This window comes from Streptomyces sp. NPDC000404 (assembly GCF_040300365.1).
GTDB classification, from domain to species: domain Bacteria; phylum Actinomycetota; class Actinomycetes; order Streptomycetales; family Streptomycetaceae; genus Streptomyces; species Streptomyces ramulosus.
The window spans coordinates 223,897-248,303 of sequence record NZ_JBEPDN010000011.1 but is presented as its reverse complement, the minus strand read 5'-3'; the positions used below and the strand labels follow the sequence as shown (position 1 = coordinate 248,303).

Sequence of the window (24,407 nt, the reverse complement as noted above, 5' to 3'; positions counted from 1 at the left end):
ACGCCTGCCCGGCCGGGGGGATGGCCCCGGCCGGATCGCGGTCAGACCCGCGCCGTCGCCTCCTCGCCGGCGAACGCGCGCCACAGGGCGGCGTAGCGGCCGTCGCGGGCGAGGAGTTCGGCGTGGGTGCCGTCCTCGGCGACCCGGCCGTGGTCCATCACCACGACCCGGTCGGCGCGCGCCGCGGTCGTCAGCCGGTGGGCGACGACGAGGGTGGTGCGGCGCCCGGCGAGCCGGTCGGTGGCCTGGTTGACGACGGCTTCGGAGGCGAGGTCGAGGGCGGCGGTGGCCTCGTCGAGCAGCAGGATGTCGGGGTCGACCAGTTCGGCGCGGGCCAGGGCCAGCAGCTGGCGCTGGCCCGCGGAGAGGTTGCGGCCGCGCTCGGCGACCTCGTGGAGGTAGCCGCCGTCGAGGGTGGCGATCATCGCGTGGGCGCCGACCGCGCGGGCTGCGGCCTCCACCTCGGCGTCGGTGGCGTCCGGCCGCCCGTAGGCGATGGCGTCGCGGACCGTGCCGGCGAAGAGGTACGACTCCTGGGGGACGATGCCGAGGCGGTGGCGGTAGCCGGTGAGGTCCAGCTCCCGCAGGTCGATGCCGTCGGCGCGGACGGCGCCGCCGGTCGGGTCGTAGAACCGGGCGACCAGCTTGACGAGGGTGGACTTGCCGGCGCCGGTCTCGCCGACGAACGCGACGGTCTGCCCGGCGGGGATCGTCAGATCGATGCCGGACAGCGCCTGCTCGGCGCTGTCGTGCTCCGCGCCGTAGTGGAAGTCCACCCCGTCGAAGGTGATCTCGCCGTGCAGCTGCGGCACCGGGCGCGGGTGTGCGGCGGCGGGGGTGGTGGTCGGCTCGCGCAGCAGCTCCTGGATGCGGCCGAGCGAGACGGACGCCTGCTGGTAGCCGTCGAAGACCTGGGAGAGCTGCTGGACGGGGGCGAAGAACAGGTCGATGTAGAGGAGGTAGGCGACGAGCGCACCGGCCGTCAGGGTGCCCGCGCCGACCCGTCCGGCGCCGACGATCAGCACCAGCGCGGCGGCGACCGACGACAGCAGCTGGACGAACGGGAAGTACACGGATATCAGGAACTGGCCGCGGACCCGGGCCTGGCGGTAGGCGTGGCTGCGGTCGGCGAACCGCGCGGCGCCCAGGCCCTCGCGCCGGAACGCCTGGACGATCCGCAGCCCGGCGACGCTCTCCTGGAGGTCGCCGTTGACGACGCTGATCCGCTCACGGGCCAGCTCGTACGCCTTGACGCTCTGCTTGCGGAAGAAGTACGTGCCGAGGATCAGCGGCGGGAGGGTGGCGAAGACGACCAGGGCCAGCTGGACGTCGATGACGAGCAGGGCGACGAGTATGCCGCCGAAGGTCAGCACCGAGACGACAGCGGTGACCAGGCCGGTCTGCAGGAACGTCGACAGCGCGTCGATGTCCGTGGTCATCCGCGTCATGATCTTGCCGGTGAGTTCGCGCTCGTAGTAGTCGAGGCCGAGGCGCTGGAGCTGGGCGAAGATCTTGACGCGGAGGGAGTACAGGACGCGCTCGCCGGTGCGGCCGGTCATCCTGTTGCCGCCGATCTGCGCGGCCCACTGGACGAGCACCGTCACCAGGGCGAGGAGGGCGGCCGTCCAGACGCCGGCGAGCAGCCCGCGGCGGACGCCTTCGTCGATGCCCTGCCGGATGAGGATCGGGACGAGGAGACCGCCGAGGGCGTCCACGGCCACCAGACCGAGGGCGATCAGCAGCGGCCCGCCGAAGCCGCGCAGCAGCCGCCGCAGACCGTACGAGTCCTCGGCCGCGGCGGCCCGCTCCTCGTCGACGTCCGGGGTGTCGGTGGCCGGCGGGAGCGCGGCGACCTGGGCGAGGAGTTCGGGGGTGGCGGCCGGTCCGGTGACGCTTTCCGGGGCGTCGTCGGTGTCGCGGCGGACCCACAGCTCGGGGGTGATGCCGTCCGGGCGGGGTGTGGCGGGGTGCGTGCCGTCGGGGCGGGCGCCGTCCGGGCGGGCGCCGTCGGGGTGAGCCGTCACGGGGGCTGCGGGGAGCGGTTCCAGCAGGCCGGTCGCGGCGGCTTCGCCGTCGAAGGCGCCCGCCACCTCACCGGCCGGGTCGTGCGGGACGCCGCCCAGCTCGTCGGGGTCGGTCAGCAGGCTGCGGTAGAGGGGACAGCGGGCGGTGAGTTCGTCCTGGGTGCCGATGTCGACGAGGCGGCCGCCGTCGAGCACGGCGATGCGGTCGGCGAGGGCCAGGGTGGAGGCGCGGTGGGCGATGAGCAGCGTCGTCCGGCCGGCCATCACCCCGCGCAGCGCCTCGTGGATCTCGTGCTCGACCCGGGCGTCGACGGCGGACGTCGCATCGTCCAGCACCAGCAGCCGGGGGTCGGTGAGGATGGCACGGGCCAGGGCTATGCGCTGCCGCTGCCCTCCGGAGAGCGTCAGGCCCTGCTCGCCGACCGCGGTGTCGTACCCCTCGGGCAGCTCGCCGATGAAGCCGTCGGCCTGTGCGATGCGGGCGGCCGTACGGATCTGCTCGTCGGTGGCCTCCGGGTGGCCGTACGCGATGTTGTCGCGCACCGAGTCGGAGAAGAGGAAGCTGCTCTCGGGCACCAGGCCGATGGCGGAGCGCAGTGACTCCAGGGTGAGGTCGCGGACGTCGTGGCCGCCGATCAGGACGCGGCCGGCGGTGGCGTCGTAGAAGCGGGGCAGCAGCAGCGAGACGGTGGACTTGCCGCTGCCGGACCGGCCGACGACGGCGACGGTCTCGCCCGGCTCGATGCGCAGCGAGAAGCCGTCCAGCACGGGGCGGGACGCGGTGGCGGCGCCCGGGGCGGGGTCGCCGGTGGCGTCGGTGGCCGGGGCGTCGGCGTCGTGCCCGGACCCGGCCGCCTCGCCGTAGCCGAAGGTGACGGCGTCGAACTCGACGGTGGCGGGGGCGTCGGCGGGGAGTTCACGGGCGTCGGGGCGCTCCTCGACGACCGGGTCGGTGTCGATGAGTTCGTAGACCCGCTCGACGCCGGCCCGCGCCTGCTGGCCGACGGTCAGCACGACGGCCAGCATCCGGACCGGGCCGACGAGCTGGGCGAGGTAGGTGGAGAAGGCGACGAAGGTGCCGAGGGTGACCTCGCCGCGGGTGGCCATCCAGCCGCCGAGGGCCAGCATCGCGACCTGGCCGAGGGCCGGGACGGCCTGGAGGGCGGGGTTGTAGATCGCGTTGAGGCGCACCGTGCGCAGCCGTCCGGCGAACAGCTTGCGGCCCACGTCCCGGAGCTTTCCGGTCTCCTGCTGCTCCTGCCCGAAGCCCTTGACGACCCGGACGCCGGAGACCGCGCCGTCCACGACGCCCGCGACCGCGGCGGCCTGGCTCTGGGCGTACCAGGTGGCGGGGTAGAGGCGCGCGCGGCTGCGCTTGGCGACGAACCACAGGGCCGGGGCGACGGCCAGCGCGATGACCGTGAGCAGCGGGGAGAGCACCAGCATCACGACCAGCGAGACCAGGAAGAGCAGGACGTTCCCGATCATCATGGGCGTCATGAAGAGGAGGCTCTGGATGAGCTGGAGGTCGCTGGTGGCGCGGCCGACGACCTGGCCGGTGCTCAGCTCGTCCTGACGCCGGCCGTCGAGCCGGGCGATCGAGCCGTACATGCGGGTGCGGAGGTTGTGCTGCACGTCGAGGGCGAGCCGTCCGCCGTAGTAGCGGCGGACATAGGTGAGGGCGTAGACGACGACCGCGGCGACGATCATGAGGGTGGCCCAGGGGGCGAGCGTGCGGTCGTGGCTGACGATCACGTCGTCGATGATCAGCTTCGGAATGAGCGGTACGAGCGCCATGACCGCCATGCCGCCCAGCGAGGAGCCCAGCGAGAGCAGTACGTCCGTGCGGTACTGCCAACAGTCGCGGACCAGCCTCCGCGCCCAGCTCTGTCCTGCCGTGTCCGTCCCCGCCACCCGGTGCCTCCCGCGCCTCGACCTTGACGGAACTTGCCAACAGCGCCACCGGCGGATTTCATCCCGCCGACACACTCCGCGCGGGAGATCGGCCGGGAATCCGGGTTTCCCCGGAGACGGGGGTCAGGGACGTCAGGGACGATCTCAGGGAGATCCCTGATGGCGTCCGGGCCGGGCAACCGTCACGCTGAGTGACATGAGAACACGGATTCGCGTACTCGGCCCCTCCAACCCCTCGTCCGCTCCGCCGGAGCGGTGCGCAGTCACCCCCTTCGGACTGCTCCTCGGCGTCTTCCGCTGTGTGCACGGGCGCGGCGGCGGCACGGCCGGCGGCGCGGAGGGCGCGATATCCGGCCGACCGTGAGAGGGACGGCGTGCGGCGGCCGGGCCTGGGGCTGCGGCCCGGCCGCCGCGGGGTGCGTCGGTGGCGGTGCGGGTCAGCTCCCGGGGCCGCCCGTGCCGGTGGCCCTGTCCACCGTCAGTTCGGTGATGCCCGGGCGCTTCTTCGGCGTGCCGTCGTCGTTCGGCCGCGGATCGCCGTGGACCGTGACGCGGACGTACCGCGCCGGGGTGCGGCCCGCGTAGCCGGTGCCGGTCCAGTGGCTGCCGTCCTGCGAGACCTGCACGACGGAGGAGACCGGCTTCGTCGCGTTCCAGTGCGGGGTGATCTGTCCGACGGTCACGGTGCGGCCGAGGTCGACGGTGAGCGTGCCGTCGGCGGCGTCGGGCACCCACGCGGTGGTGGCGTTGCCGTCCACGGCGGCGCCGGCGTACATCCCGGGCTCCTCGGACGTCGCCCTCGCCGGGGTGCAGCGCGCGGCGTTGTCCGTGGGGGTGAGATCGGGGCGCCGGGTCGGGAGGACGACGGGGCGCCCCGCGCGGGCCGTCCTGACGCCCTGCGGCGTCTCGATCGGCAGGGGCGCACCCGCGGTCAGCCGGACACGTGTGCGGTGCGCGCCGATCTCCACGTCGTAGCTCCGGCCCTGCCAGCGCAGGCCGCGCAAGGTGACGCCGCGGGAGAGCTGCGGCGGCAGCGTCGGGTCGAGGTGCACGGCGTTCTCGCGCAGCCGCAGACCGGTCAGGCCGTGGGTGAAGGTCTGCAGGAAGCCGCCCTTGCCGGTGAGGAAGTCCTGGGCCGGCTGTCCGGCGTGCGGGTCCTCAGCTCCCGCCTTGTCGCCGCGCGCCTCGGAGAACTGCGCGAACGGCCCGCGGACGAACGGCTTGATGGACCGCAGGAGATAGGTGTAGGAGGCGCAGCCGGGTTCGCCGAGGGCTGCGGCATCGATGGCGTGGACGGAGTCGGTCATCGCCGGGCCGTCCGGGTCGGTGCGGGCCGCGTAGTAGTCGAGCGTGTCCGCCGCCTGCTGCGTCGTCATCGGCCATTCCAGGGGGTACATCAGCAGCACGGTGTCGGCCTGCTTGATGGTGGTGCCCCGGTATCCGGCGTACTGCGCGAAGACCTTGTTCTCCGTGTCGTAGGGGATGCGCAGTTTGTCGGCGACGGTCCGCCAGGCGGCGGGGGCCGGTTCGCCGAGGACGGCGGCGACGCGCAGGGCGTGCCGCAGGGCGGTGGCGGCGCCCGCGTTGGTGAAGACGCCGTCGTCGACGCCGTTGCTGTACTCGTCGGGCCCGGCGACGTTCCGGACGGAGTAGCTGCCGTCGGCGTTACGGGTGGCGCGGGAGGCCCAGAACTCCGCGATGCCCTTGAGCACGGGCCAGCCGCGCGAGCGCAGCCAGGCGGTGTCCTTGGTGGCGAGGTAGTACTGCCAGGTGGCGAGGGAGATGTCGCCCATGAGGTGGTTCTGGGTGCGGCAGTGCGGCGGGTCCCAGCTGTGGCATTCGGTCCACAGATCGCCCTTGGCGCCGCTGGTCCAGGAGTAGAACAGCCCGTCGTAGCCGAGCTTGCGGGCGTTGGCGCGGGCGCCTGCGCGGGTCCGGTAGCGGTAGTCGACGATCGATCTGGCGAGCGTGGGGTGGCTCGCCAGCAGGCCCGGATACATCCAGGTCTCGGCGTCCCAGAAGACCTCGCCCGCGTAGTTGTCGCTGGTCAGGCCGGTGGGGCCGATGCTGTTGCGGTTTCCGGCGCGGGTGGCGGCGAGCAGTCCGTACTGCGCCGAGCGGATCCAGGACTGCAGCTCGGGCTGCCCGGCCACCTCGATGTCGCTGCGCCACAGGGAGCGCCAGGCGGCGGTGTGCCGGGCGAAGAGCGAGGGCCAGCCGCGCTCCGCGGCCCGCAGCGACGCGCTGCGGGCGGTGGCGCGGGGCGTGCGGGAGGTCAGGGCGGTGTCGACGCCGATGTATTTGGTCAGTTCGTAGTCGCGGCCGCTGCGGACGGGGAAGGTGACGCGCTGCCGGTTGGTCAGCCCGGAGGCACGGGCGGGCCGCTGTTCCGGGCGGGCGTGGATCTGCGGTCCGGGGCGCAGCGTCGAGGCGACGGCGCCGGCGGTGTCCGTGCCGTCGGTCCGGAAGGCGACGTCCATGGTGCCGCGGGCGGCGGTGGCTCCGGTGCCTTTCACCCGGCGGGCGCCCCGTCCGTCGAGCACATCGGTGACGGTCGCCGCGCCGCTCCAGTGCGGGGTCATCCGCAGGCGGACGGCGCCGATGTGGGCGTCGGTCCGGTCGGCCAGGACGTCGTAGACGAGGTCGGTGGCGCGGCCGTCGGCGGTGGTCCAGGTCAGGGAGGTGCGGACGAAACCGCAGCGCAGGTCGAGGGTCTGCTTGTAGTGGGAGATGCGGGCGGCGGGGGTGGCGGAGGAGTAGGTCTCGGCGGCCGGGCCGCCGGTGGTCACATCGAGCGTGGTCCAGGTGGGGATCGCCGCGACGGCCTGCCGTCCCTCGACGTTCGCGGGACCCTTGGCGTAGAGGCCGGAGACGAACGATCCGTCGTAGGCGGGGGTCTTCAGCGGCCAGCCGGTGGCGCCGCCGGGGGCGGCATATCCGGTGCCGGTGGGCGGGATGCGCTGGCCGAGGTAGCCGTTGCCGACGTAGGCGTGGTGGCTGTCCTTCGGGTCGATGCGGGTCGAAGTCGCCGTCCAGCCTGGGCCGTTGCCGCAGGGTCCGCCCCGGTCGGGGCCGGATTCCGAGGCGGCGCCGGGGTGGGCCGCGAGGGGGCGCGCCGCGGCCGAGGCGGGGGCCGAGCCCGCGAGGAGGGCCGCCGCGACGAGCGGTGCGAGCAGCCTGCGGGGGCGGGCGGCCGTGTGGGCCGTCCGGTGGCGCTCGGGAGATGGTGGATACGCCGGATGCCGTGCCGTCTGATTCATCGCTCTCCGTCGTCCGTGTGCGGCCCGTCTCCGCAACTGCCCGGCGCGGGCCGCTTCCTGGGGGAATTCGCGGCGTCCTTGCGACGTCAGGGGTGACCTTAAGCACGTCGCGCGGCCGAGCGCACCGAAATCGGGCATTTAGCAAGGCGCCGATTGGTCAAGCGGCGATCGATGCGGCAAACTTTTAGACTGACCAGTCAGATCAAAGGAGGGGCAGTGGACACCACCCGTCAAGGGGCGGCGGTCATCGCCAAGGGGATCGGCGTCAAAGGACCGCGCGGATGGGCCTTCAGAGGTGTCGACATCTCCGCGGAGCCGGGTGCACTGATCGCGCTGCAGGGCCCCTCGGGCTCCGGCCGCACCTGCCTCCTGCTCGCGCTCACCGGCCGGATGCGGCTCGCCGAGGGCCAGGCCACCGTCGCGGGCTTCCCGCTGCCCAAGCGGATGGGCGCGGTGCGCGGCCGGACGGCGGTCGCCCACGTACCGGGCGTCGCCGACCTGGAGCCGGCCCTCACCGTCGGCGAACACCTCAAGGAGCAGGCCCTGTTGGTCCGCCGCCTGAAGGGCTCCCCGCTGAGCGGGCTGTCCTGGGGCCGCCGGAACCGGGAGGAGCGCCGGGCCCGGATCGAGGCCGCACTGGCGGCAGTGAGCCTCGACCCCGACACCCTGCCGAAGGGGCTGAACACCGCCGTCCGCGACCTCGAACGTCTGGAGGCGCTGCGGCTGTCCCTGGCGCTCGGCATGCTGCACGCCCCGCATCTGCTCGCCGTCGACGACGTCGACCTCAAGCTCTCCGCGGCCGAACGTGAGCAGATCTGGGGGCTGTTGCGCGAGCTGTCGGCGGCGGGCACCACCGTCGTGGCGGTCGCCGGCGACGCCCCCGAGGACGCGCTGATCGTCCGCACGGACTCCGGCGCCGCGGCCACACCGCGCGCCACCACCGAAGCCACGACCACCGCCGGCCCGCAGGGCCCGGCCGACACCCACGAGGAGGAAACAGCGCATGCGTTCGCCGAAACTGGCCGCGCTTGAGCTGAGGCGTTTCGGCCGGGGCACGCTCCCCCGGCTCGGCATCATCGCCCTCACGCTGATCCCCCTGCTCTACGGAGCGCTCTACCTCTGTTCCTTCTGGGACCCCTACAGCCGCCTGGACAAGATCCCGGTCGCGCTCGTCAACGACGACAAGGGGGCCACGGCCGACGGCAAGCACCTCGACGCGGGCTCCCGGCTCGTCAAGAGCGTCCGCGACAGCGACACCTTCGACTGGCAGGAAGTCGGCTCCGGTGAGGCGGCGAAGGGCCTGGAGGACGGCAGGTACTACCTGTCGCTGACCATCCCCTCGAACTTCAGCGAGCGCATCGCCTCCAGCGGCGGCGACTCCCCGCAGACCGGCGCGCTCCAGGTCCGGACGAACGACGCCAACAACTACATCGTCGGCTCGATCTCCAAGACCGTGTTCTCGGAGATCCGGGCCAAGACGTCGGCGAAGTCGTCGCGGCAGTTCCTCGACAAGATCTTCGTCTCCTTCTCCGACCTCCACGACCAGACGCAGAAGGCCGCCGACGGCGCCGGAAAGCTGGACGACGGTCTGCACGACGCGAAGGAAGGCGCGGGCAAGCTCGCCGACGGGCTCGGTACCGCCGAGGAGAGCACCGGCAAGCTGTCGGGCGGCCTCGGCCAGCTCGACGACGGCGCGGGCAAGGTCAGCGACGGCGCGGACACCCTGCACGACAAGGCCGGGCAGCTCGGCAAGGGCGCCTCGGACCTGCACTCCGGCATCGGCCAGGCACAGGCCAAGGCCAAGGAGCTGAGCCAGGGCGCCGGGCAGGTCGCCGACGGCACCGAGGAGCTGGCCACCAAGCTCAACGGCCTCGCCAAGAAGGACCTCCCCTACCTCAAGAAGCACAGCGAGGAGATCGCCAGGGGCGCGCAGTTCGTCGCCGACCTCACCGAGACCCTCGACCGCGTCCTGGGCCGGCTGCCGGGCAAGTCCGAGACCAGCGTGAGCGATGCGCAGGAAGCGGCCGATCAGGCGGCCGCGGCCTACCGCAAGCAGTGCACGGCCGGGTCCACCGGCGTCGCCTGCCCCGACCTCAAGGAGGCCGTCGCCAAGGCCAACGACTCGCTGGCATCGACGAAGGAGGTCAAGGGCGACGTCTTCCGCCTCGACTTCGACGCCCAGCGCGCCAAGCTGCGTGAGATCCACGAGGGCGCGGTGATGGTCGCCGAGCAGGTGCCGGACATCGCGAAGAACGCCGACGGCGAGCTCGCGCGGATCAACCAGCTGAACGCCGGTGCGCACAAGGTGGCCGACGGTGCCGCCCGGTTCGCCACCGGACTGGGCGCGCTCTCCGACGGCAGCGCCAAGATCGCCGACGGCAGCGGCCGGCTGGCGGACGGCGCGGGCGACCTCGCCGACGGCGCGGGCCGGGTCCACAACGGCATCGGTGACGCCAAGACCGGCACCGACCAGCTGGCGGGCGGCCTGGGCAAGCTGAAGGACGGCGCGATCTCGCTCAACGGCGGCCTCTACAAGCTGAAGGACGGCTCCAACCAGCTGGCCAACGGCCTGAACAGCGGCGTCGCCAAGATCCCCGACTACGACAAGAACGAGCGCGACGCACGGACCGAGGTCATGTCCGACCCGGTCGCGCTGGCCGCCAAGTCGATGCACAAGGCGCCCAACTACGGCACGGGCCTCGCCCCGTACTTCATCCCGCTGTCCCTGTGGGTCGGCGCGATGGTCGCCTTCATGCTGCTCCAGCCGCTGAGCAAGCGGGCGCTCGCCGCGGGCGCGCCGGGCTGGCGAATAGCCCTCGGCTCCTGGCTCCCGGCCTTCGCCATCGGCGTGGTCCAGGTGCTGGCCCTGATGGCCGTGCTCCACTGGGGCCTCGGCCTGGAGATGGCCCGGGCGACCGCCACGGTCGGCTACCTGCTGCTGGCGACGGCGTGCTTCACCGCCCTGATCCAGCTGCTCAGCGCGGTCTTCGGACCGGCCGGGCGGGTGCTCACCCTGGTCATCCTGATGCTCCAGCTGACCTCGGCGGGCGGTACCTACCCGGTGCAGACCAGCCCCGGTTTCTTCGCGGCGATCCACCCGTTCCTGCCGATGAGCTACGTCGTCGACGGTCTGCGCCGTCTGATCACCGGCGGCGACCTCTCGGTCGTCACGCAGGGCAGCATCGTGCTGGCGGTCTTCACCGTCGCCTCGCTGGCGCTGACCGCGCTCACCGCGCGGGGCCGGCAGGTCGTCCGGATGAAGGACCTGCATCCGGAACTCAGCCTGTGACCGACACAGCAACAGGCCGTAGGGGCGGTGCCGGCGACGGCACCGCCCCCGCGGCGGGTTCCCGCGCCGCCCGGCGGGAGAGCACCCGCCGCAAGCTCTTCGAGGCCGCCGTCACGCTCATCGCCGAGCAGGGCTTCTCCGCCACCACGGTGGACGAGATCGCCGAGCGCGCCGGTGTCGCGAAGGGCACCGTCTACTACAACTTCACCAGCAAGAACGTCCTCTTCGAGGAGTTGCTGCGGGACGGCATCGAGCTGCTCGCCGCCTCCCTGCGCCGGGCCGCCGACGAGGTGACGGCACGCGGCGGCACCCATATCGACGCCGTGGACGCGATGATCCGCGCCGGGCTGGAGTTCATCGCCGGCGCCCCTTCGCTCACCCAGCTGTACGTCGCCGAGCTGTGGCGCACCAACCGCAGCTGGCGCGCCACCTTGCGGTCGGTGCGCGGCCGCGCGATGGCCGTCGTCGAATCGGTCCTGCGGGACGCGGTCGACGCCGGTGAGCTGAGCGAGGAGATCGACGTCCCGCTCACCTCGTCCGCCCTGATCGGCATGGTCCTGGTGGCCGCCCTCGACTGGCAGTCCTTCCAGCCCCACCGCACGGTCGAGGACGTCCACGCCTCGCTGTCCCGGCTGCTCCAGGGCCGCATCGGCGGCACGGCCGCCCCGGCCCCGGCCGCGGCTACCCCGGCCCCCGCACCTCATATATCCCGCCCGGCCCGCCGGCCACGGTCACCGCGTACCCCCGGGCACGCCGCCCCGGCGTGAGTACGCGGGCAAAGGCGGCGCCGGGCCGAACGGCGCCGCACGGCGGCCCGGCGGCTGACGGCTGACGGCTGACGGCTGACGGCTGACGGCTGACGGCTGACGGCAGCCGCACGGGCCGGAACACCCACACGTGACGCTCGCCGCCGAAGACAGAAGGCCGAAGGCTGAAGGTCGAAGGCCTACGGCGAGCGGGCGGCGGCTTCACAAGCCACCGCCCGCCCTCCCGTTGCCGTCGCGTCAGCCGCGGGACGCCGCGATCTGGCGCGCCATGATCGTGGTGAGTTCGTACGCCGTGTGGGAGGCGGCCACCGACGTGATCTCCGCGTGGTCGTACGCCGGGGCGACCTCGACCAGGTCGGCGGAGACCAGGTGGCAGGAGGCCAGACCGCGCAGGATCTCCAGGAGTTCGCGGCTGGTGAGGCCGCCGGCCTCGGGGGTGCCGGTGCCCGGGGCGTGCGCCGGGTCCAGCACGTCGATGTCGATGGAGATGTAGAGCGGGCGGTCGCCGATGCGCTGACGGAGCTGGTCGGCGATCTCGTCGACACCGCGCCGCATGACGTCGGCGGAGGTGACGATGCCGAAGCCCATCTTCTCGTCGTCGGTGAGGTCCTGCTTGCCGTAGAGCGGGCCGCGGGTGCCGACGTGGGAGAGGGCGGAGGTGTCGAGGATGCCCTCCTCGACGGCGCGGCGGAACGGCGTGCCGTGGGTGTACTCGGCGCCGAAGTAGGTGTCCCAGGTGTCGAGGTGCGCGTCGAAGTGGAGCAGGGCGACCGGGCCGTGCTTCTTCGCGACGGAGCGGAGCAGCGGCAGCGCGATGGTGTGGTCGCCGCCGAGCGTCATCAGACGGGCTCCGGTGGCGAGCAGATCGTCGGCGCCCGCCTCGATCGTCTCGACCGCCTCGTTGATGTGGAACGGATTGGCGGCGATGTCGCCCGCGTCCGCGACCTGCGCCAGCGCGAAGGGGGACGCGTCCTGCGCCGGGTTGTACGGGCGCAGCAGCCGCGACGCCTCCCGGATGGCGTTGCCGCCGAAGCGGGCGCCGGGCCGGTACGAGACGCCGGTGTCGAAGGGCACGCCGACCACCGCGACATCGGCGGTGCCCACCTGGTCGAGGCGGGGCAGACGGGCGAAGGTCGCGGGCCCGGCGTAGCGCGGGACACGGGAGGAGTCGGTGGGGCCGACGGGGCCGTTCGACGCGGCGGATGCGGAGGATGCGGAGGTCATGAGGGTGAGGGTAGGGAGCCCCGGAGCCCCGGGGGATGGACATTTGCGTGAGTCCGGCACCGGCCATTCGACGGAACGGCCAGCCACCGACGCGCGCCCGGGGCAGCCGAACCGGCGCCCCGGGCACCCCGGAACGCCCACACAGGACGGCCCAACCCCGACCCCAACCCCGCGCCACCGAGCCGCGGCACGGGCCACACCCCAGCCGCCCGGACGCCCCGGCCCCCAGGTCCCGGCCCCGCACCACCGGCCCCGGCCCCGGCCCGGCACAAGCCACGCCCTCCTCCCCACTCGTGCTACACGCCGCCCACCGCTGCCTCCACCTCTACCCCTGCCCCTGCCCCTGCCCCTGCCCCTGCCCCTGCCCCTGCCGCACCGAATACCGGCGCACCACGGCCCCCGCCCCGGAGGGCCTCCCCGCAGACCCCCGGAACCCCGGACTCCCGGCCCCTGGCCGGCCGCGGCGGGCACAATGGCGCCATGCCGATACCCACCGTGGACGCCGTCCCCACCCGTGCCGAACTCGTCGACCATCTCGTACGGACCCGGATCGCCGGTGACGTCGCCACACCTCGGGAGAACAACCTCTCCCACTACCGCCGGCTCGCCAACGGCGACCGCCACTACTGGTTCGGCCTCGAACTGGGCGACCGGTGGACGGATGAGCAGGACGTGCTGGCCGTGATGGCGGAGCGGTGCGGGGTGAGCGACGACCCGCACCACCGCAGCGGGCAGGACACCATCGACCCCGAGCTGACGGTGGACGCGCTGGACCGGGCGGCGGCCGTGCTGCACAAGGCGGCCGCGGGGCGGCAGCGGGTGCTGTTCGCCACCGGGCACCCGGGCGGGCTGCTGGACGTGCACCGGGCGACCGCGGAGGCGCTGCGGGCCCGGGGCTGCGAGATCGTCGTGGTGCCGGACGGGCTCCAGGCCGACGACGGCATGGTGTTCCAGTTCGGCGAGGTGGCGATGCTGGAGCGCGGGGCGACGCTGTGGCACACCCACTCCCCCGCGCCGATGGCCGCGATCCTGGACGGGCTGGAGCGGGCCGGCCGCCCGCTGCCCGATCTGGTGATGGCCGACCACGGCTGGGCCGGATGCGCCGCACAGCGCGGGATCGACGCGGTGGGCTTCGCCGACTGCAACGACCCGGCGCTCTTCCTCGCCGAGGCCGAGGGCACGCTGCGGGTCACGATCCCGCTGGACGACCACGTCCGCAGCCCGCGCCACTACGACCCGCTGACCGCCTACCTCCTCAAGGCCGCCGGACTGCTCTGAGCCGCGCCGGAACGGGCCGGGCCGGCCGACGCCCCCGGCCCGCCCGGGCCCCTCAGCCGCGGAGCGCCCGGATCACGCCCTCCTGGATGACGGAGACCACCAACTGCCCGTCGGCGGTGAAGATCCGGCCCCGGCCCAGCCCTCGGCCGCCCTGGGCCGTGGGGGACTCCTGGTCGTAGAGCAGCCAGTCGTCGGCGCGCAGCGGGCGGTGGAACCACATGGCGTGATCCAGGCTGGCGCCGACCACGTCGCCGACCGCCCAGCCGCCGCGGCCGTGCGCGAGCAGCACCGAGTCCAGCAGGGTCATGTCGGAGACGTAGGTGACCAGGCAGATGTCGAGCAGCGGGCGGGCCGGCGGTGCGTCGTCGGCGGGTACGCCGGAGCCCTCGGCGACCGGCAGGTCCGCCAGCGAGCCGTTGGTGCGGAACCACACCTGCGAGCGCGGCTCGCGCGCCTCCCCCGGTGTCGCGTACGGGGGCGCGTCGACGTAGCGCAGGTCGATGGCGGCGCGGGCGCGCAGCAGCCGCCGGGTGACGTCCGGGTCGGCGAAGTGTCCGGCGTAGCGGGGCAGCGTCTCGGCGGCGGTCGGCAGCGAGTGCGGATCGGGCGCCTTCGGCATCGGCTCCTGGTGCTCCAGGCCCTCCTCGTGCGCCTGGAAGGAGGCCGAGAGATGGAAGATCGGCTGGCCGTGCTGGACGGCGACGACCCGGCGGGTGGTGAAGGAGCGGCCGTCGCGGATCCGGTCGACCGTGTAGACGATCGGCGCGCCGGGGTCGCCGGGCCGCAGGAAGTAGGCGTGCAGGGAGTGCGGCGGCCGGTCGGCCGGGACGGTGCGGCCCGCCGCGACCAGCGCCTGGGCCGCGACCTGCCCGCCGAAGACCCGGGGCACCAGCGAATCCCGGCTGGCGCCGCGGAAGATGTCCTGCTCGATCCGCTCCAGGTCGAGCAGGACGAGCAGGTCCTTGAGGGCGTCGTTCACGGCATGCGGCGCTTTCGGTCGGTGCGGTACGGCGTACGGACCCGGGCCCGCGTGAAGCGGAGGTGCCGGGTCCGTACGCCGTCTCAGAGGTGCTGCCGGGGTGGGGCCGCGGTCACAGGCCCATCGACTTGGCGATGATGGAGCGCATGACCTCGCTGGTGCCGCCGTAGATGCGGCTGACGCGGGTGTCGGCGTAGAGGCGGGAGATCGGGTACTCCTGCATGTAGCCGTAGCCGCCGTGCAGCTGGAGGCACTTGTCGATGACGACGGCGGCGCGCTCGGTGGTGAAGAGCTTGGCGGAGGCGGCGTCGGCGGCGGTCAGCTCCCCGGCGTCGTGCGCGTCCAGCGCGCGGTCGACGACCGCCTCCATCGCGTCCACCTCGGACTTGCAGTCGGCGAGGACGAACTTGGTGTTCTGGAAGGAGGCGACGGACTTGCCGAAGACCTCGCGCTGCTGCACGTACTCCTTGGCGAACCGCACCGCCGCCGCGGCCTGGGCGTAGGCGCCGACGGCGATGCCCAGGCGCTCCTGCGGGAGGTTCTGGCCGAGGTAGGAGAAGGCCTTGCCCTCCTCGCCGAGGCGGTCGGCGACGGGCACCTTGACGTCGGTGAAGGAGAGTTCGGCGGTGTCGGAGGTCTTCAGGCCGAGCTTGTCGAGCTTGCGGCCGACGGCGTAGCCCTCGGAGGTGGTGTCGACGACGAGCAGGGTGATGCCGGCGCGGCGGTCCTCGGGCGACGGGGGCGCGGTGCGGGCGCAGACGATGACGCGGTCGGCGAGGACGCCGCCGGTGATGAAGGTCTTGGCGCCGTTGAGGACGTAGTGGCTGCCGTCGGCGGAGAGCTTGGCGGTGGTCTTCATGCCGGCCAGGTCGGAGCCGGTGCCGGGCTCGGTCATGGCGATGGCGGTCATCATGTCGCCGGAGACGAACGGCGGCAGCCAGCGCTGCTTCTGCTCCTCGGTGGCGTAGGCGAGGAGGTAGGGCAGGCAGAGCGCGGTGTGGACGCTGGAGCCGCCGAAGCTGACGCCGGCGCGGGCGCACTCCTCGGTGATCACGGCGTTGAACTTGAAGCTGCTCTCGCCGGCGCCGCCGTACTCCTCGGGGACCTCGATGCCGAAGACGCCCAGCTCGCCCAGCTTGCGGTAGAAGTCGCGGGGGGCGGCTCCGGCCTCGATCCACTGGTCGTAGACCGGCACGACCTCGGCCTCGATGAAGGCGCGGATCGTCTCGCGGAACGCCTCGTGGTCCTCGTTGAACACTGTGCGACGCACGGCCGCCTCCTCCGGATGTCTACCTAAGCGCTTGCTCAGCGAAAGCTACCGGCCGGTCTACACCCTGTCCAGGGACCGCTCACCCGGCGGACGCGACCCCGGCGGCGCCCGCGCCGTCCGCCGCCGCGCCGTCCGCCGCCGTACCGTCCGCCATCGCCCCGTCCGCCATCGCCCCGTCCGCCATCGCCCCGAACGCGCCGAGCGCCAGCCGCCGCAGCAATCCGGCCATCTCGGTGCGGCCCGGCACGCCGGGGCGGCCCAGGTGCGGGGTGGAGTTGAGGAGGCCGAAGACCGCGTGCACGGCGGCGCGCGCCTCCGCCTCGGACGGGTCCGGGTGCACCTCGCGGACGACCGTCACCCACAGCTCGACGTACTCGCGCTGCAGGCGCCGCACCCGCTTGCGGTCCGCCTCGCGCAGCCGGTCCAGCTCCCGGTCGTGGACGGTGATCAGCGGGCGGTCGTCCAGCGCGAAGTCGATGTGCCCGTCGATCAGCGCGTCCAGCACCGCCTCGGGGCTCTCGCCGCCCTCGGCGATCCGCATCCGGCCGCCGTCCAGCAGCCGCTCGCTGATGCCGACCAGCAGCTCGGCGAGCATCGCGTCCTTGCCCGCGAAGTGGCGGTAGAGCCCGGGACCGGAGATGCCGACCGCGGCCCCTATCTCGTCGACGCCGACGCCGTGGAAGCCGCGCTCGGCGAAGAGCCGGGCCGCCTCCTTGAGGATCTGCTCACGGCGGCTGGTCGGGGCGGGGGCGGGCGCATTGCTCATGGGCGCAATTGTAGACAGTCGGGTTAGTGGTCGTTAACCTGAACGGAGCGACGTTAACGGCCATTAACCGTGCGTCCGCCCGCGCGGGCGGACCGCGGCGACCGAACAAGGGAGCGCGTACTGATGGAGCAGGCACCGGTGCTGGGGAGCGCCGCCGACCCGGCGTCCGACTCCTGGCGGGCCAACGAGGCCGCGCACCGCGCGCTCACCGCCGAGCTGCGGGAGAAGCTGGCGGCGGCCCGGCTGGGTGGCGGCGAGCGCGCCCGGGCCCGGCACACCGCCCGCGGCAAGCTGCTGCCCCGGGAGCGGGTGGACGCCCTGCTCGATCCCGGCTCGCCGTTCCTGGAGATCGCGCCGCTGGCCGCCGACGGGATGTACGACGGCGCCGCCCCGGCCGCCGGGGTGATCGCCGGCATCGGCCGGGTCTCCGGCCGCGAGAGCTTGATCGTCGCCAACGACGCCACCGTCAAGGGCGGCACGTACTACCCGATGACGGTCAAGAAACATCTGCGGGCGCAGGAGATCGCGCTGGAGAACCGGCTGCCGTGCCTGTATCTCGTCGACTCCGGCGGTGCGTTCCTGCCGATGCAGGACGAGGTCTTCCCCGACCGCGAGCACTTCGGGCGGATCTTCTACAACCAGGCGCGGATGTCCGGCGCCGGCATCCCGCAGATCGCCGCCGTCCTCGGCTCCTGCACCGCCGGCGGCGCCTACGTCCCGGCGATGAGCGACGAGGCGGTGATCGTGCGGAACCAGGGCACGATCTTCCTCGGCGGCCCGCCGCTGGTGAAGGCCGCCACCGGCGAGGTGGTCACCGCCGAGGAGCTGGGCGGCGGCGAGGTGCACGCGAAGACCTCCGGCGTCACCGACCACCTCGCCGAGGACGACGCGCACGCCCTGCGGATCGTCCGCACCCTCGTCGGCACGCTCGGCGACCGCCCGCCGCTGCCCTGGTCGGTGCGGCCCGTCGAGGAGCCGAAGGCCGATCCGGCCGGGCTGTACGGCATGGTGCCCACCGACTCCCGGACGCCCTACGACGTCCGCGAGGTCATCGCCCGGCTCGTCGACGGCTCGCGGTTCTCGGAGTTCAAGGCGGAGTACGGCCAGACGCTGGTCACCGGCTTCGCCCACCTGCACGGGCACCCGGTCGGGATCGTCGCCAACAACGGCATCCTCTTCTCCGAGTCCGCCCAGAAGGGCGCCCACTTCATCGAGCTGTGCGACCAGCGCGGCATCCCGCTGGTCTTCCTGCAGAACATCTCCGGCTTCATGGTCGGGCGGCAGTACGAGGCCGGCGGCATCGCCAAGCACGGCGCGAAGATGGTCACCGCCGTCGCCTGCACCCGGGTGCCCAAGCTGACCGTCGTCATCGGCGGCTCGTACGGCGCCGGGAACTACTCGATGTGCGGCCGGGCGTACTCGCCGCGCTTCCTGTGGATGTGGCCGAACGCCAAGATCTCGGTGATGGGCGGCGAGCAGGCCGCGTCCGTCCTCGCGACCGTCAAGCGCGACCAGATGGAGGCGCGCGGCGAGGAGTGGAGCGCCGACGAGGAGAACGCCTTCAAGGACCCGATCCGCGCGCAGTACGAGACCCAGGGCAACGCCTACTACGCGAGCGCCCGGCTGTGGGACGACGGCGTGATCGACCCGCTGGAGACCCGCCAGGTGCTGGGCCTGGCGCTGACCGCCTGCGCCAATGCCCCGCTGCCCGCCCGGGACGCCGCGGCGCCCGGCTACGGCGTCTTCCGGATGTGAGCGACGTGCCGCACACGAGAGGGACTTCGAAGGCCATGCCCACCACCATGTTCGACACCGTGCTGGTCGCCAACCGCGGCGAGATCGCGGTCCGCGTCATCCGCACCCTGCGCGCCCTCGGCATCCGTTCCGTCGCCGTCTTCAGCGACGCGGACGCCGGCGCCCGGCACGTGCGGGAGGCCGACACCGCCGTACGGATCGGGCCCGCGCCCGCCGCCGAGAGCTATCTGTCCGCCGAACGGCTGCTGGCGGCGGCCGCCCGCACCGGCGCGCAGGCCGTCCACCCCGGCTACGGCTTCCTCGCCGAGAACGCGGCGTTCGCCGCCGCCTGCGCGGACGCCGGGCTGGTCTTCCTCGGCCCGCCCGCCGCCGCCATCGAGCTGATGGGCGACAAGATCCGCGCCAAGGAGACGGTCCGCGCGGCCGGGGTGCCGGTCGTCCCCGGCTCCTCCGGCAGCGGCCTGAGCGACGCCGAACTGGCCGCCGCCGCCCGCGAGATCGGCATGCCCGTGCTGCTCAAGCCGTCGGCGGGCGGCGGCGGCAAGGGCATGCGGCTGGTGCGGGACGCCGCGCTGCTCGGCGAGGAGATCGCCGCCGCCCGCCGCGAGGCCCGCGGCTCCTTCGGGGACGACACGCTGCTGGTCGAGCGGTGGATCGACCGGCCCCGGCACATCGAGATCCAGGTACTCGCCGACGGCCACGGCAACGTCGTCCACCTCGGCGAGCGCGAGTGCTCCCTCCAGCGGCGCCACCAGAAGGTGATCGAGGAGGCGCCGTCGGTGCTGCTGGACGAGGCGACCCGCGCCGCGATGGGCGAGGCGGCGGTCCGCGCGGCCCGCTCCTGCGGCTACCGCGGCGCCGGAACCGTCGAGTTCATCGTCCCGGGCAAGGACCCCTCGGCCCACTACTTCATGGAGATGAACACCCGCCTCCAGGTCGAGCACCCGGTCACCGAGCTGGCCGTGAGCATCGGCGGGCGGCGCGGCCTCGACCTCGTCGAGTGGCAGCTGCGCATCGCCGCGGGCGAGGAACTCCCCTTCGCCCAGGACGACATCGGCTTCACCGGGCACGCCGTCGAGGCCCGGATCTGCGCCGAGGACCCGGCCCGCGACTTTCTGCCCACCGGCGGCACCGTCCACCTGCTGCGCGAGGCACAGGGAGGCGCGGTCCGCACCGATTCCGGCCTCCTGCAGGACGCGGAGGTCGGCAGCCGGTACGACCCGATGCTCTCCAAGGTCATCGCGTACGGCCCGGACCGGGCGACGGCGCTGCGCACCCTGCGGGCGGCGCTCGCGGAGACGGTCACGCTCGGCGTCACCACCAACGCCGGGTTCCTGCGCCGGCTGCTGGCCCACCCGGACGTGGTGAGCGGCGAGATGGACACCGGGCTGGTCGAGCGGGAGGCCGCCGCGCTGCTGCCGGAGGGTGTGCCGGACGAGGTGTACGCGGCGGCCGCGGCGGTCCGGCAGGCGGCGCTGGAGCCCTCGGCGGACGGGGGCTGGAGCGACCCGTTCGGCGTGCCGAGCGGCTTCCGGCTGGGCGGCGCGGCGGCGCCGGTGCGGCACTGGCTGAAGCTGCCCGGCCAGGAGCCGGTCGCCCACGACGTGGCGCCCGGCACGGGCGGCGCCGAGGTGACGGAAGACGCCGTGCGGGTCACCGTCGACGGCGTGCTGCACACCTTCCACCGAGCGGGCGACTGGCTGGGCCGCGACGGCGACTCCTGGCATGTCGCCGACCACGATCCGGTGGCGGCGGCGCTGCTGGGCGCGGCCGGCGGGCACGGCGCCGACGCGCTGACCGCGCCGATGCCCGGCACCGTCACCGTCGTCAAGGTCGCCGTGGGCGAGGAGGTGCAGGCGGGGCAGGGCCTGCTGGTGGTGGAGGCGATGAAGATGGAGCACGTCATCGCCGCCCCGCACGCCGGGACCGTCACCGCCCTCGATGTCACGCCCGGCGCGACCGTCGCCATGGACCAGGTGCTGGCCGTGGTCGACCCGCACGACGAGGAGCCCTCGCCCGACAGCGAAGAGGAGCAGGCGTCATGACCGCATCCCAACTGCCCATGACGGTGCCCGCGCAGGGGCTGCCCGCGCGCGTACGCATCCACGAGGTCGGCGCCCGCGACGGCCTGCAGAACGAGAAGACGGTCGTGCCGACCGAGGTCAAGGCGGAGTTCGTGCACCGGCTGGCCGCCGCCGGGCTGCCCGTCGTCGAGGCGACCAGCTTCGTCCACCCCCGCTGGGTGCCCCAACTCGCCGACGCCGAGGAGCTGTTCGGCAGGCTCGGGGACCTCGACGCGGCGATGCTGCCGGTGCTGGTCCCCAACGACCGCGGGCTGGACCGCGCGCTCGCGCTGGGGGCGCGGTCGGTCGCGGTCTTCGCCAGCGCCACCGAGTCGTTCGCCAAGGCCAACCTCAACCGCACCGTCGACGAGGCGCTGGCGATGTTCGCGCCGGTCGTCGCGCGTTCGAAGGAGGCCGGGGTGCGGGTCCGCGGCTATCTGTCGATGTGCTTCGGCGACCCCTGGGAGGGCCCGGTGGAGCTCGCGCAGGTTGTGCGGGTGTGCCGGGCGCTGCTCGACATGGGGTGCGACGAACTCAGCCTGGGCGACACCATCGGCGTCGCCACCCCCGGCCACGTCCGGGCGCTGCTGACCGCGCTGAACGGCGCGGGCGTGGCCACCGACCGGATCGGCGTGCACTTCCACGACACCTACGGACAGGCGCTGGCCAACACCCTGGCGGCGCTGGAGCACGGCGTCACCACCGTGGACGCCTCCGCGGGCGGCCTCGGCGGCTGCCCGTACGCGAAGTCCGCCACCGGCAATCTCGCCACCGAGGACCTGGTGTGGATGCTGCACGGCCTCGGCATCGACACCGGCGTCGACCTCGCCGCCCTCACCGCCACCAGCGTGTGGATGGCCGAAGCCCTCGGGCGGCCGAGCCCGTCCCGTACCGTCCGCGCCCTCTCCCACAAGGAGTGACACCCATGTCCCTGGACCACCGTCTCCCCGACGAGCTGGAAGAACTCCGGCGCACGGTCGAGGCGTTCGCGCACGACGTCGTCGCCCCGCAGATCGGCGAGTACTACGAGCAGCACGCCTTCCCCTACCCGATAGTCCGTGAGATGGGCCGGATGGGCCTGTTCGGGCTGCCGTTCCCCGAGGAGTACGGCGGGATGGGCGGCGACTACCTGGCGCTGGGCATCGCGCTGGAGGAGCTGGCGCGGGTCGACTCCTCGGTGGCGATCACCCTGGAGGCCGGGGTGTCGCTCGGTGCGATGCCGCTGTACCTCTTCGGTACGGAGGAGCAGAAGCAGGAGTGGCTGCCCAAGCTGTGCACCGGTGAAATGCTCGGCGCGTTCGGGCTGACCGAGCCGGACGGCGGCTCCGACGCGGGCGGCACCCGCACCACCGCGGTCCGCGACGGCGACTCCTGGGTGATCAACGGCTCCAAGTGCTTCATCACCAACTCCGGTACGGACATCACCGGTCTGGTCACCGTCACCGCCGTCACCGGCCGCAAGCCGGACGGCCGCCCGGAGATCTCCGCGATCATCGTCCCGTCGGGCACCCCCGGCTTCACGGTCGCCGCCCCGTACTCCAAGGTCGGCTGGAACGCCTCGGACACCCGCGAGCTGTCCTTCACCGACGTCCGGGTGCCGCTGGCCAACCTGGTCGGCGAGGAGGGCCGCGGCTACGCGCAGTTCCTGCGCATCCTCGACGAGGGCCGGATCGCCATCGCGGCGCTCGCCACGGGCCTGGCGCAGGGCTGTGTCGACGAGTCGGTGAAGTACGCCCGCGAGCGGCACGCGTTCGGCAGGCCGATCGGCAGCAACCAGGCGATCCAGTTCAAGCTCGCCGACATGGAGATGCGGGCGCACACCTCCCGACTGGCGTGGCGGGACGCCGCCTCCCGGATGGTGCGCGGTGAGCGGTTCAAGAAGGAGGCGGCGCTGGCGAAGCTGTACTCGTCGGAGATCGCGGTCACCAACGCCCGCGAGGCCACCCAGATCCACGGCGGCTACGGCTTCATGAACGAATACCCGGTCGCCCGGATGTGGCGGGACTCCAAGATCCTGGAGATCGGCGAGGGCACCAGCGAGGTGCAGCGGATGCTGATCGCCCGGGAGCTGGGCGTCGGCTGAGCACCCGCACGGCGAGGCGGGCGGGCCGTTCACCGGCCCGCCCGCCTCCGTACGTCCGTCAGCTCACCTCACGACCGACCCGGCCAGGGCACCTCCGGTGAGCGGTAGTAGCCGATGCCCATGGCGTCCCAGCGCGGGCCCTGGGCGGCGAGCCGGGTGCGGTAGCGCCCCCAGTCGTGGCTGGCGGCCGGGGACCAGCCCAGCTCGGCGATGCCGGGCAGCCGGGGGAAGGCCATGTACTCCAGGTGCGCCGGCGTCGACAGCGTCTCCGTCCACAGCGGCGCCTCCACGCCCAGCACCCCGCCCTTGGGGACGCCCGGCAGATAGGTGGCCGGGTCCCAGTCGTAGGAGCGCTGCACGCTGACGTAACCGGCCCAGGCCAGGCCCAGCGGGGTGTTCTTGTCGTACTTCATGTCGAGGTACGAGCGGTCGGCGGGCGAGACGATCAGCCGGGTGCCGTGCGCCGCGGCGTCGGTGACCTCCTTCCGCTCGTCGGCGGAGGTCGCGTCGTAGCCCCAGTACTGCGCGACGGCGCTCTTCGCCGGGTGCGCGCCGGCCAGCTGGTGCCAGCCGATGGCGGTCTTGCCGTACTTGGCGACGACCGGCTGCACCTTGTCCATGAAGGCGACGTAGTCGTCGTGGCTGGTGGAGTGCGCCTCGTCGCCGCCGATGTGGAGATAGCGGCCCGGTGTCATCGCGGCCAGCTCCCGCACGACGTCGTCGACGAAGTCGTACGTCTCCTTCTTCGGCACACAGAACGAGCTGAAGCCGACGTCGGTGCCGGTGTAGAGGGGCGGCGCCTTGCCGTCGCAGTTCAGCTCGGCGTACGAGGAGAGCGCGGCGTTGGTGTGGCCCGGCATGTCGATCTCCGGGACGACGGTCAGATAGCGGCTCGCGGCGTACTTCACGATCTCGCGGTAGTCCGCCTTGGTGTAGAAGCCGCCGCGCCCGCCGCCGACCTGGGTGCTGCCGCCGTGCGTGGTGAGCTTGGGCCAGGAGTCGATCGCGATGCGCCAGCCCTGGTCGTCGGAGAGATGCAGATGCAGGGTGTTGATCTTGTAGAGCGCGAGCTGGTCGATGTACCGCTTGACCTGCTGGACGCCGAAGAAGTGCCGGGAGACGTCGAGCATCGCGGCGCGGTAGCCGTAGCGCGGGGTGTCGGTGACGGTGCCGCCGGCGATCCGCCAGGCGCCGGGCTGCTCGGTGCGGCGCTCGACGGACGGCGGCAGCAGCTGACGCAGCGTCTGCACGCCGTGGAAGAGCCCGGCCGGACGGGCCGCGCGGACGGTGACGGAGCGGGGCCCGGACTCCAGCCGGTACCCCTCGGCGCCGAGCTTCGCGGTGTCGCGCCCGCCGAGCCGCAGGACGATGCCGTCCGACCCGGAGCGGGTGGTGACGGGCAGCGCGAAGCCGGTGGCGGGGCGGAGCACCCCGGCGAGGTATCCGGCGACCTGCCGGGCCTCGGCGCCGCCGCCCGGCACCCGGATCGTCGTCCGGTCGCCGAGCGTGTACGGATCCCCGCCGGGGTGGACCGCGGCGGGGGCGGGGATGACCTGGTCGAGCGAGGTGGCGGCGGGCGCCGTGGCCGGTGGCGGGGCGGCTGCGGTGACCGACCCGGCGGCCGTCACCAGCAGCAGGGCACTCAGGAGTCTGCGTCGTCTCATCGACGATCCCTTCGGCGAGCATCGTGCATGGCATGTCGAACATGGCATGGAGCGACCGAACGGTCACCATG

General features: G+C 73.2%; 16 protein-coding genes. 9 read left to right on the top strand and 7 right to left on the bottom strand.

The features are described 5' to 3' along the window. Nucleotides 1-41: 41 nt before the first annotated feature. Entirely contained in the window at nt 42-3,938 is a 3,897-nt protein-coding gene (locus tag ABT345_RS22575) for an ABC transporter ATP-binding protein (protein WP_345084435.1), read from the bottom strand. A gap of 196 nt (nt 3,939-4,134) precedes the next feature. Between ABT345_RS22575 and ABT345_RS22570 the strand changes: the two genes are divergently transcribed. After that, a complete protein-coding gene (locus tag ABT345_RS22570) occupies nt 4,135-4,302 on the top strand; it encodes a hypothetical protein (RefSeq protein WP_345084438.1) in 168 nt (55 codons plus the stop codon). 73 nt (nt 4,303-4,375) lie between these two features. On the opposite strand, the gene ABT345_RS22565 is transcribed toward ABT345_RS22570, so the two are convergent. Next, nucleotides 4,376-7,198, bottom strand: a complete 2,823-nt coding sequence (locus ABT345_RS22565) for a glycosyl hydrolase family 65 domain-containing protein (RefSeq protein ID WP_345084441.1) — start codon at nt 7,196-7,198, stop codon at nt 4,376-4,378. 216 nt (nt 7,199-7,414) lie between these two features. Here ABT345_RS22565 and ABT345_RS22560 point away from each other — a divergent pair, with 216 nt between their 5' ends. Genes ABT345_RS22560 through ABT345_RS22550 form a run of 3 tightly spaced genes read left to right on the top strand, consistent with a single transcriptional unit; the run spans nt 7,415 to nt 11,254 of the window. Further along, nucleotides 7,415-8,230: an ATP-binding cassette domain-containing protein gene (locus ABT345_RS22560; RefSeq protein WP_345084444.1), complete on the top strand. Its 816-nt coding sequence runs from the start codon at nt 7,415-7,417 to the stop codon at nt 8,228-8,230. Beyond that, entirely contained in the window at nt 8,202-10,487 is a 2,286-nt protein-coding gene (locus tag ABT345_RS22555) for a YhgE/Pip family protein (protein ID WP_345084447.1), read from the top strand. The genes ABT345_RS22560 and ABT345_RS22555 overlap by 29 nt, the downstream gene beginning before the upstream one ends. Then, nucleotides 10,484-11,254: a TetR/AcrR family transcriptional regulator gene (locus tag ABT345_RS22550; protein WP_345084449.1), complete on the top strand. Its 771-nt coding sequence runs from the start codon at nt 10,484-10,486 to the stop codon at nt 11,252-11,254. The genes ABT345_RS22555 and ABT345_RS22550 overlap by 4 nt, the downstream gene beginning before the upstream one ends. A 237-nt stretch (nt 11,255-11,491) precedes the next feature. Here the strand turns inward: ABT345_RS22550 and speB are convergent, their stop codons facing one another. Continuing rightward, nucleotides 11,492-12,478: an agmatinase gene (gene speB, locus ABT345_RS22545; RefSeq protein WP_345084452.1), complete on the bottom strand. Its 987-nt coding sequence runs from the start codon at nt 12,476-12,478 to the stop codon at nt 11,492-11,494. Nucleotides 12,479-12,958: 480 nt separating this feature from the next. Between speB and ABT345_RS22540 the strand changes: the two genes are divergently transcribed. Beyond that, nucleotides 12,959-13,756: a phosphatase gene (locus ABT345_RS22540; protein ID WP_345084455.1), complete on the top strand. Its 798-nt coding sequence runs from the start codon at nt 12,959-12,961 to the stop codon at nt 13,754-13,756. A gap of 52 nt (nt 13,757-13,808) precedes the next feature. Here ABT345_RS22540 and ABT345_RS22535 read toward each other — a convergent pair whose 3' ends face one another. The 3 genes from ABT345_RS22535 to ABT345_RS22525 all read right to left on the bottom strand — a co-directional run bounded on the left by ABT345_RS22535 (nt 13,809) and on the right by ABT345_RS22525 (nt 16,771). Beyond that, nucleotides 13,809-14,735, bottom strand: a complete 927-nt coding sequence (locus ABT345_RS22535; protein WP_345084457.1) for an acyl-CoA thioesterase — start codon at nt 14,733-14,735, stop codon at nt 13,809-13,811. Between the two features lie 112 nt (nt 14,736-14,847). Then, nucleotides 14,848-16,005 carry an acyl-CoA dehydrogenase family protein gene (locus tag ABT345_RS22530; RefSeq protein WP_345084460.1) on the bottom strand — a complete coding sequence of 386 codons (1,158 nt, stop codon included), beginning with the start codon at nt 16,003-16,005 and terminating at the stop codon, nt 14,848-14,850. A 79-nt stretch (nt 16,006-16,084) separates the two neighbouring features. Beyond that, nucleotides 16,085-16,771 carry an SACE_7040 family transcriptional regulator gene (locus ABT345_RS22525; RefSeq protein WP_345084462.1) on the bottom strand — a complete coding sequence of 229 codons (687 nt, stop codon included), beginning with the start codon at nt 16,769-16,771 and terminating at the stop codon, nt 16,085-16,087. Between the two features lie 123 nt (nt 16,772-16,894). Between ABT345_RS22525 and ABT345_RS22520 the strand changes: the two genes are divergently transcribed. The 4 genes from ABT345_RS22520 to ABT345_RS22505 are packed head-to-tail and all read left to right on the top strand — an operon-like array spanning nt 16,895 to nt 22,672. Further along, nucleotides 16,895-18,526: a carboxyl transferase domain-containing protein gene (locus ABT345_RS22520; RefSeq protein ID WP_345084464.1), complete on the top strand. Its 1,632-nt coding sequence runs from the start codon at nt 16,895-16,897 to the stop codon at nt 18,524-18,526. A 35-nt stretch (nt 18,527-18,561) separates the two neighbouring features. Beyond that, nucleotides 18,562-20,571 carry an ATP-binding protein gene (locus tag ABT345_RS22515; RefSeq protein WP_345084466.1) on the top strand — a complete coding sequence of 670 codons (2,010 nt, stop codon included), beginning with the start codon at nt 18,562-18,564 and terminating at the stop codon, nt 20,569-20,571. Next, a complete protein-coding gene (locus tag ABT345_RS22510; protein WP_345084469.1) occupies nt 20,568-21,509 on the top strand; it encodes a hydroxymethylglutaryl-CoA lyase in 942 nt (313 codons plus the stop codon). Before ABT345_RS22515 ends, ABT345_RS22510 begins: the two co-directional genes overlap by 4 nt. Before the next feature lie 5 nt (nt 21,510-21,514). Beyond that, the gene (locus ABT345_RS22505) at nt 21,515-22,672 is read left to right on the top strand and encodes an acyl-CoA dehydrogenase family protein (RefSeq protein WP_345084473.1); all 1,158 of its coding nucleotides are present in this window, start codon (nt 21,515-21,517) and stop codon (nt 22,670-22,672) included. Nucleotides 22,673-22,740: 68 nt separating this feature from the next. Here ABT345_RS22505 and ABT345_RS22500 read toward each other — a convergent pair whose 3' ends face one another. After that, nucleotides 22,741-24,336 (bottom strand): beta-N-acetylhexosaminidase, encoded by a 1,596-nt coding sequence (locus ABT345_RS22500; RefSeq protein ID WP_345084476.1) that lies wholly within the window; start codon nt 24,334-24,336, stop codon nt 22,741-22,743. Between the last annotated feature and the right edge of the window lie 71 nt (nt 24,337-24,407).

Excerpts from the sequence above, each read along its gene's own strand:
- ABT345_RS22520 (WP_345084464.1), top strand. The coding sequence starts at position 16,895 with ATGGAGCAGGCACCGGTGCTGGGGAGCGCCGCCGACCCGGCGTCCGAC.
- ABT345_RS22500 (WP_345084476.1), bottom strand. The coding sequence starts at position 24,336 with ATGAGACGACGCAGACTCCTGAGTGCCCTGCTGCTGGTGACGGCCGCC.
- ABT345_RS22510 (WP_345084469.1), top strand. The coding sequence starts at position 20,568 with ATGACCGCATCCCAACTGCCCATGACGGTGCCCGCGCAGGGGCTGCCC.
- ABT345_RS22540 (WP_345084455.1), top strand. The coding sequence starts at position 12,959 with ATGCCGATACCCACCGTGGACGCCGTCCCCACCCGTGCCGAACTCGTC.
- speB (WP_345084452.1), bottom strand. The coding sequence starts at position 12,478 with ATGACCTCCGCATCCTCCGCATCCGCCGCGTCGAACGGCCCCGTCGGC.
- ABT345_RS22505 (WP_345084473.1), top strand. The coding sequence starts at position 21,515 with ATGTCCCTGGACCACCGTCTCCCCGACGAGCTGGAAGAACTCCGGCGC.
- ABT345_RS22555 (WP_345084447.1), top strand. The coding sequence starts at position 8,202 with ATGCGTTCGCCGAAACTGGCCGCGCTTGAGCTGAGGCGTTTCGGCCGG.
- ABT345_RS22565 (WP_345084441.1), bottom strand. The coding sequence starts at position 7,198 with ATGAATCAGACGGCACGGCATCCGGCGTATCCACCATCTCCCGAGCGC.
- ABT345_RS22515 (WP_345084466.1), top strand. The coding sequence starts at position 18,562 with ATGCCCACCACCATGTTCGACACCGTGCTGGTCGCCAACCGCGGCGAG.
- ABT345_RS22525 (WP_345084462.1), bottom strand. The coding sequence starts at position 16,771 with ATGAGCAATGCGCCCGCCCCCGCCCCGACCAGCCGCCGTGAGCAGATC.
- ABT345_RS22570 (WP_345084438.1), top strand. The coding sequence starts at position 4,135 with ATGAGAACACGGATTCGCGTACTCGGCCCCTCCAACCCCTCGTCCGCT.